This is a genomic window from Kitasatospora sp. NPDC048296 (assembly GCF_043201815.1).
In the GTDB taxonomy this organism is placed as follows: domain Bacteria; phylum Actinomycetota; class Actinomycetes; order Streptomycetales; family Streptomycetaceae; genus Kitasatospora.
The window spans coordinates 25,108-32,971 of the sequence record NZ_JBICZB010000081.1; the positions used below are offsets into that span (position 1 = coordinate 25,108).

Annotated in this window: 5 protein-coding genes; 3 read left to right on the top strand and 2 right to left on the bottom strand. The window is 71.0% G+C overall.

The annotated features are described in order from the left end of the window. Nucleotides 1-80: 80 nt before the first annotated feature. Nucleotides 81-2,258 carry a potassium-transporting ATPase subunit KdpB gene (gene kdpB, locus ACGF12_RS32640; RefSeq protein ID WP_393038194.1) on the bottom strand — a complete coding sequence of 726 codons (2,178 nt, stop codon included), beginning with the start codon at nucleotides 2,256-2,258 and terminating at the stop codon, nucleotides 81-83. 320 nt (nucleotides 2,259-2,578) lie between these two features. Here kdpB and ACGF12_RS32645 point away from each other — a divergent pair, with 320 nt between their 5' ends. Both ACGF12_RS32645 and lysA read left to right on the top strand, forming a co-directional pair. Next, nucleotides 2,579-2,746 (top strand): hypothetical protein, encoded by a 168-nt coding sequence (locus tag ACGF12_RS32645; RefSeq protein ID WP_393038197.1) that lies wholly within the window; start codon nucleotides 2,579-2,581, stop codon nucleotides 2,744-2,746. A 17-nt stretch (nucleotides 2,747-2,763) separates the two neighbouring features. Next, entirely contained in the window at nucleotides 2,764-4,110 is a 1,347-nt protein-coding gene (gene lysA, locus ACGF12_RS32650; protein WP_393038200.1) for a diaminopimelate decarboxylase, read from the top strand. Nucleotides 4,111-4,253: 143 nt separating this feature from the next. Here lysA and ACGF12_RS32655 read toward each other — a convergent pair whose 3' ends face one another. Continuing rightward, the gene (locus ACGF12_RS32655) at nucleotides 4,254-5,738 is read right to left on the bottom strand and encodes an IPT/TIG domain-containing protein (RefSeq protein ID WP_393038209.1); all 1,485 of its coding nucleotides are present in this window, start codon (nucleotides 5,736-5,738) and stop codon (nucleotides 4,254-4,256) included. Nucleotides 5,739-6,498: 760 nt separating this feature from the next. Between ACGF12_RS32655 and ACGF12_RS32660 the strand changes: the two genes are divergently transcribed. Beyond that, the gene (locus ACGF12_RS32660; protein ID WP_393038203.1) at nucleotides 6,499-7,851 is read left to right on the top strand and encodes a hypothetical protein; all 1,353 of its coding nucleotides are present in this window, start codon (nucleotides 6,499-6,501) and stop codon (nucleotides 7,849-7,851) included. Nucleotides 7,852-7,864: the final 13 nt, after the last annotated feature.

Consider the following 7,864-nt stretch of genomic DNA (forward strand, 5'->3'; position numbering starts at 1 on the left):
CCGTACGGCCGCTGACACCGTCATGACGCCGGTCGTGCACATCTTGACGGCCTACTGACAGGTCCGCCGCTGCGGAGGGTTCAGCCCAGTCCCGGCACGAACTGGATCAGCAGATCGATCGCCTTGATCCCGAGGAACGGCAGGATCAGCCCGCCCAGCCCGTACACCCGCAGGTTGCGCCGGAGCAGGTCGGTCGCGGAGGCGGGCTGGTAGCGCACGCCGCGCAGCGCCAGGGGGATCAGCGCGATGATGATCAGCGCGTTGAAGATGATCGCGGAGGCGATCGCCGAGGTGGGGCTGTGCAGTTCCATGATGTTGAGGTGGTGCAGCCCGGGGTAGGCGTTCGCGAACATCGCGGGGATGATCGCGAAGAACTTGGCCACGTCGTTGGTGATCGAGAAGGTGGTCAACGCGCCCCGGGTGATGAGGAGTTGCTTTCCCACCCGGATGATGTCGATCAGCTTGGCCGGGTTGGAGTCGAGGTCGACCATGTTTCCGGCCTCCTTGGCGGCCGGGGTGCCGGAGTTCATCGCGACGCCGACGTCGGCCTGGGCGAGGGCGGGGGCGTCGTTGGTGCCGTCGCCGGTCATTGCGACCATGTTCCCGGCGGCCTGCTCGCGCCGCAGGTGGGCGAGCTTGTCCTCGGGGGTGGCCTCGGCGAGGAAGTCGTCCACGCCGGCCTCCGCCGCGATCGCCTTGGCGGTCAGCGGGTTGTCGCCGGTGACCATGACGGTGCGGATGCCCATCCGCCGCAGCTCGGCGAAGCGTTCGGCGATGCCTTCCTTGACCACGTCCTTGAGCTCGACCACGCCGAGCGCCCGCGCGCCGTGCCGGTCGTGCACGGCGACCAGCAGCGGAGTGCCGCCGGTCTCGGCGATCCGGTCCACCAGCGGCTTGGCCTCCATCGGCAGCCGCCCGCCGCAGTCCACCACCCAGCGGGCGACGGCCGCGGCCGCGCCCTTGCGGATCAGGCAGCCGTTGCCGTCCGACCAGCGCAGGTCGACGCCGCTCATCCGGCTGTGCGCGGTGAACGGCACGGGCTGCTGCTCGCCCAGTTCGCCGGGGGCCCTTGGCGGGACCCAGTACTGACGGTTCGTCAGTTCGATCAGCGAGCGCCCCTCCGGGGTCTCGTCCGCGACGGACGCCAACTGCGCCGCCTCGGCGAGCTGTTCCATCGTGGCGCCGGGCAGCGGGTGCAGCGCGACGGCCCGGCGGTTGCCGTGGGTGATGGTGCCGGTCTTGTCGAGGAGCAGCACGTCGACGTCGCCCGCGGCCTCAACTGCCCGGCCGGACAGGGCGATCACGTTGCGCTGCACCAGCCGGTCCATTCCGGCGATGCCGATCGCGGACAGCAGGGCGCCGATCGTGGTCGGGATCAGCGCGACCATCAGCGCGACCAGCACGATCGTGGTCTGCGGCGCGTGGGCGTAGATGGCCATCGGCTGGAGCGAGACGACCGAGAGCAGGAAGATGATGGTCAGCGAGGCGAGCAGGATGTTCAGCGCGATCTCGTTCGGCGTCTTCTGCCGGTTGGCGCCCTCGACCAGGGCGATCATCCGGTCCACGAAGCTCTGGCCGGGGCGGGAGGTGACCCGCACGATCAGGTGGTCGGAGAGCACCAAGGTGGCGCCGGTGACGCCGGTGCGGTCGCCGCCGGACTCGCGGATCACCGGCGCGGACTCCCCGGTGATCGCCGACTCGTCGACGCTCGCGACGCCCTCGACCACCTCGCCGTCCTGCGGGATCACCTCCCCGGCCGGGACGAGCACGATGTCGTGCAGCATCAACTCCTCGGCGGGGAGCACCTCGTGGCGGTGGTCGCGGGTGCCGACCCGCCAGTGCAGCAGCCGTCGGGCGGTCGTCCCGGCCTGGGCACGGCGCAGCGAGTCGGCCTGCGCCTTGCCCCGGCTCTCCGCCACGGCCTCGGCGAGGTTGGCGAACAGCACGGTCAGCCAGAGCCAGAAGGAGATCACCCAGGCGAAGACGCTCGGGTGGATCACCGCGCTGATGGTGGTGAGCGCCGAGCCGGTCTCGACCACCAGCATCACCGGGTTGCGCATCATCACGCGCGGGTGGAGCTTGCGGACGGCGGCGGGCAGCGCCTCGGCCAGCTGCTGCCGGGTGATCAGCCGGCGCCGGCCCTTCGACGGGGTGGGCCGATGGCGCGACGGTGGCTCGGGCGGGGCGGAGGTCGGGCGGCGGAACCAGTTCTGCTGGTGGTCGGTGGCATCCGATGTGGTGAGGGCCGAACGGCGCATCGTCTCGGGGACCTTCCGGGCCGCCCGGGAGAAGGGCGGCGGGCTCGATGGCGACGGGGAACGGAGTGCAGCCCACCACCGGATCCCGTGGCGTCATGCGGCTCTTGACGCGGGCTTGGCGGGGAACCGGCCGTCCTTGACATTTCCCTGACACTGCCCCTGGCCGGCTCGAACGTCCGTTCCGGGGCTGTGTCAGGAGGGCGTCAAGGTCAGCGGTTGGGACGTACGGCCTGTGTCAAGGGCGGGGCCGGTCGGTGTGCGGAGGGTTTCCACTGGAGGGGTCCGGGCCGTGCGGCCCACCGTCCGAAGGGACCCTCGCCATGAACGACTCCGCCCTCGCCGTCGAGCCGCCGCTACGCCGGGTGGTCCGGCTGCTCGACCGCCCGGCCGAGCGGCCGGAACCCCCGGTACGGACCCCGGAGCCCGCCCCGGCCCACGACCGTAGCCGCCCGGCGCACTGCCGCATCGCGATGCAGTTCGAAGACTGACCCGAGGAGTAGCCGCCATGACCCAGCTCACCGCCGCCGTACCCGTTCCCTCCGCCTCCGCTGCCGCGCTCGGCGGGCCGTGGCCGGCCTCGGCGCGGCCCGGCCCGGGCGGCGAGGTGCTGGTCGGCGGGGTCGGGTTGGCCGAGGCCGCCGAGCGGTTCGGCACCCCGCTGTACGTCCTGGATGAGGGCGAGGTGCGGCGCCGGGCGCGGGCCTACCGCCGGGCACTGCCGCACGCCGAGGTGCTGTACGCGGCCAAGGCCTTCCTGTGCAGTGCGATGGCCGAGTGGGTCGCGGAGGAGGGCCTCGGCCTGGACGTCTGCTCCTCGGGCGAGCTGTGGCTGGCCGTCTCGGCCGGGTTCCCGGCGCAACGGATCCTGCTGCACGGCAACGCCAAGTCCCCGGAGGAGCTGCGGTTGGCGCGGCGGCTGCGGGTCGGGCGGATCGTGATCGACGGCCCGGCCGAGATCGCCCGGCTCGCGGCGCTGGTGGCCGCCGACACCCCGCAGAAGGTGCTGGTCCGGGTCGTCCCGGGGATCGCCGCCGGGCACCACACGGCGGTGCAGACTGGCGTCGGCGGGCAGAAGTTCGGCTTCCCGAACGAGGGCGGCGACGCGGCGGACGCGATCGCCCGGGTACTCGACCAGCCCGGGCTGGAACTTACCGGCCTGCACTGCCACTTGGGCTCGCAGATCACCGAGCTGGAGCCGTACCTGCGGGCGGTGGACGCGCTGGTGCAGCTGCTCGCCGAGGTCCGGGAGCGGTACGGCGTGGAACTGCCCGAGCTGGACCTCGGCGGCGGCCACGGCATCCGCTACCTGCCCGGGGATGCGGAGTTGGACCTCGCCGAGTTCGCCGTCCGGGTCACCGACCGGCTGGCAGTGCGCTGCGCCGAGGCGGATTTGGAGGTACCGCGCCTGGTGGTCGAGCCGGGCCGCGCGATCGCGGGACCGGCCGCCGTGGCGGTCTACCGGGTGCTGTCCGTCAAGCACACCGCCGACGGCAGGTGCTTCGTCGCGGTGGACGGCGGGATGAGCGACAACCCGCGCCCGGCGCTGTACGGATCGCCCTACAGCGTCCGTCTGGTGGGCCGCCGCTCGGACGCGGGCACGGCCCGTATGGACGTGGTCGGCCGCCACTGCGAGGCCGGCGACGTGCTGGTGCGCGATGCGGTCCTGCCCGTCGACCTGCGCCCGGGCGACCTGCTCGCGGTACCCGCCGCCGGCGCGTACCAGCTGTCGATGGCGTCGGGCTACAACCTGGTCGGCCGCCCGGCCGTGGCGGCGGTGAAGGACGGCCGGGCCCGCCTGCTGATCCGGCGGGAGACGGTCGAGGACTTCCGCCTGCGCGAAGTCGGCCGCTGAGGGCGGAACGAAGGCTGCGCGAGAAGTCGGCCCAGCCGACTTCTCGCGCAGGCGTGTGCGGGTGCTGCGAAGAAGCAGGAACCCACCGAGACGGTCAGACGACCGTGGTAGGAATCCCCCGGCCGTAGCCGGGGGAGCGGAAGTCAACGTCCGGTGTAGGTGAACTCGTCGGCCGGGCTCTTGGGAGAGGTGGCCTGGCCGACCTTCACGGTGATGTCAACCGTCTGGTGGACGTCGAGCAGACCGGGCGCGGTCGCGATGATCTGGCCGGTGTTGACAAACTTGACCGATTCGGATGCCTTGTCCTTGAAGTACACGGTGGCGCCCTGGGCGAAGCCCTCGCCGCTGATGGTGACCGGGGTGCCGACATTTCCGCTGGTCGGGCTGACCGCACTGACCACCACAGGCGGGGGTCCGCCATAGGCGAACTGCCCCATCGCGACGGCCGGGGAAGTGCCGAGGGTGTTGGTGACGCGGACGTGGACGACGCCGGTGTGGACGACGCCGGTTCCGTCGGGGACCTGAGCGGTGATCTTGATGCCGGAGGGGTCGATGGTGAACTTGGTGCAGGCGAATTTGTCGAAGTCGACCACGCTGTCCGGACTGAAACCGGTGCCGTTGATGGTCACCGTGTCGCCCGGTTTGCCGAAGGAGGGGGTCACATCGATCACCTCCGGCCTGGGAGGGAGGTCAGGCGCCCCCACCAGGTCCAGGTAGGTGTCGTTGGCGTGCTGGAAGGCGACCTGGCCGAGGAAGTCCTGGGTGGTCGTGTTGACCAGGCTCTTGTTGAGGCTCGTGTATCCGGTGTTCATCAGGCAGAGCGTGCCGGGCTGGACGTAGACGTTGCCCTTGGTGCTCTGGGCGAACGTCCCGATGAGCAGCTTCACCTCTTCGGTCGCCTGCGGTCCCGGGCTCGGGTACCAGCCGGCGGTGGTGTCGAGATCGGCCCACGCGTGCGGTACCAGGTCGTAGGCGTTGTTCTGGCGCTCGTCGATGACCCACGACAGGGAGTTGAAGTAGTCGACGAAGCTCTGCACGCCGGCGGTGGGAGCGGCATAGGTGATCACCGCGAACTTCGGCTGTTTCCTCCAGGTCTTCGCCTGTGCCTGCAGGTACGGCGCGAGCATGCTGGCGATGCAACCGCCCAGGCTGTGACCGGTCAGATAGACGGTCGGCTGCGGCGAGGTGGGCGCCGCCTGGATCGCGGCGGAGAGCGCCTGAACGAGCGTGAGGTTCGGGGAGGGTGAGGCGATCGAGCTGGCGGTGGTAACCCGGTCGAACGCATCCTTCGCCCCCTTGGAAACGTAGGGCTTCGGCGATCCGCTCTCGGGGAACGGGACGACTTTGCCGACGTCGATGTCCTCGAAGATGTCGGTCCAATCGGCGTCGGTTCCGCGGGCGGCCACGGCGAACTCGTTCGAGCCGTTGGTGCTCTTCGCGATGTAGGCCATGTTGGCGTTGGCGTCGCTCAGGGCGAGCCACACCAGCTGCCACGCGCCCTGCGTCGCGAGGGAGGGATCGCTCAGTTGCGCGTTGATGCCGGTGATGATCCGTGCGGTCTGGTGCTCCAGGGTTTCGCCGGACGGACGCGGGGTGGCCCCGGTGGATGCAAGGGCAGCCAGGGTCATGGTCACCTGGGCGATTGTCGGATCGGGTGCCATCGTCGTTCCTGCTCCTCGGGTGTTGTGCCGGTGCGGAGGCGGGACGGCCTTTCGGCAGCATCAGGGCAGACCTGTGCCGAACCGACCGTCAGAGTGGATCGCGCACAATCAGACCTTTCCTCTGCGTTGTCCGGTGCTCTTCCCGCCTGCAGGCTGACCAGGTTCACCTTGTTGGCCGTTCGTCACACGTGTGTGCGGTTCGCCGAGATCTGCTCCGCACCTCCAGGGCCGGCCTGCCGGCCCTGGCCGCCGCCGCCCACGAGGACGTCGCACCAGAGCTCCACCGGGGTTGGGTTGTCGGCGCGGTTGAGGCCTCGCAGGACGAAGTCGCGAAACCGGGTCGGCCCGGCCGACTTCTCGCGCAGGCCGGTGCCGTAGGAGGCAGGTCGGGGGAGCGTCCGGTCGGAGTGACGACCCGTTGGTGAAACGCGTGATCCGACATCCCGAACCGCCCTGCCTCGCCACGTTTCGTGCACATCTCATGACAATGAGTGAGAGGCCGTTGTGGCCTGCCTCGCTGCCGCACGGCCGGAAGCGGCCTCATCTCACGTCAGGACGTCAGGAGACATCAGTGACCAGACACCACGCCCCGGAGCAACAACCCCCCTCTGGAGCGGAGGCAGGGCGAAGCCGAACCCACTCAGGCGTCCACGCTCGTGAGCAGTGGCGGCGGGCAGGGGCGGTAGCGGGACTGTTCGTCGCATTGTCCGGCACGGGACTTACACCCGTGGCCGCCGCGCCAACGGGGGCCACGCTGACCACTGCCCCGGTGCGGGCGCAGCGGGCTGATCCGTCGCAGACCTTCACCTTCACCGGCGCTGCGCAGACCTTGACGGTGCCGGCGGGGGCGGTGGTGACGATCACCGCGGACGGCGCCGGCGGCGCGGACAACACCGGCACCGCCTGTTCCGTCACGGGGACGGGCGGGACGGGGGCGCGGGTGGTGACCACCCTGCCGCAGACCACCGCCCCGACGACGTTCACCATCAACGTCGGCGGCACCGGTGGCAAGGGCTGCAACGGCACCGGGACGGGTGGTGCCGGCGGGTTCAACGGCGGCGCCCAGGGCGGGACCTTCCCGGGCAGTGGTTTCAAGTTCGAAGGTCCGGGTGGGGGCGGGGCGTCCAGCGTCAGCGCGGGCGGCTCCTTGCTGGTGGTCGCCGGGGGCGGCGGTGCCGCCGGCGGCACCGGAGGGAGCCTTGCCGGGGGGAACGGGGGCGGCGGCGGGACAGCGGATGCCACCGGCGGTACAGCGGGAAGTGCCACCGGCCCTGGGGCTGCGCCGGGGCAGGGCGGGGGCGGCGGCAGCACCACCACCAGTACCGGGGGCGCCGGCGGGGCCGGCGGCAGCGTTCCGTTCTGTGGCGTTACGGCGGGTGGGCCGGGAGGCGGGTTCTCCGGTGCCACGGTCGGCACCGGCGGCACCGGTGGCAGCATCGGCGCCGGCTGCGCCCTCACCATCATCGGTGCCGGTGGGGGCGGTGGGGGCGGGTACTTCGCCGGCGGGGGCGGCGGCAGTGGCGCCGTCAACAACCAAGGCACCTCGGCGAGTGGGGGCGGGGGTGGTGGGGGCAGCAGCTTCGCCACCCCCACGGGTATCCCCACGTCCTACGCGCCGTCGACGATCGGGACGGCGAACAAAAACGGCCAGGTGATCATCTCCTACACGGTCCCGTCCTTGACCATCGCCAAGACCCACACCGGGCACTTCACTCAGGGGCGGGACGGCACCTACAGCATCACCGTCGGCAACGCCACCGCGGCCGCCCCGACCGACGGCACCACGGTCACCGTGTACGACACCCTTCCCGACGGGCTAAGGGCCGACAGCATCAGTGGCACGGGATGGAACTGCACCCTGATCAACCTCACCTGCACCCGTAACGACGTCCTTGCCGCCGGGAGCAGCTACCCGCCCATCACCCTGAAGGTCGACGTCTCCTGCGCCGCCCCGCGCGATGTCACCAACGTCGCCACCGCCATCGGCGGCGGCGACACCGCCAGTCACATCGCCACCGACCCCACCAAGATCAAGCGCCACGAGCACGACGAGCGCTGCGAGCGCCACGAGCACTGGTAGACCAACCGACCCG

What these genes read in the sequence shown, in the direction of transcription:
- kdpB (WP_393038194.1), bottom strand. Translation starts at nt 2,258, where the DNA reads ATGCGCCGTTCGGCCCTCACCACATCGGATGCCACCGACCACCAGCAG.
- ACGF12_RS32645 (WP_393038197.1), top strand. Translation starts at nt 2,579, where the DNA reads ATGAACGACTCCGCCCTCGCCGTCGAGCCGCCGCTACGCCGGGTGGTC.
- lysA (WP_393038200.1), top strand. Translation starts at nt 2,764, where the DNA reads ATGACCCAGCTCACCGCCGCCGTACCCGTTCCCTCCGCCTCCGCTGCC.
- ACGF12_RS32655 (WP_393038209.1), bottom strand. Translation starts at nt 5,738, where the DNA reads ATGACCCTGGCTGCCCTTGCATCCACCGGGGCCACCCCGCGTCCGTCC.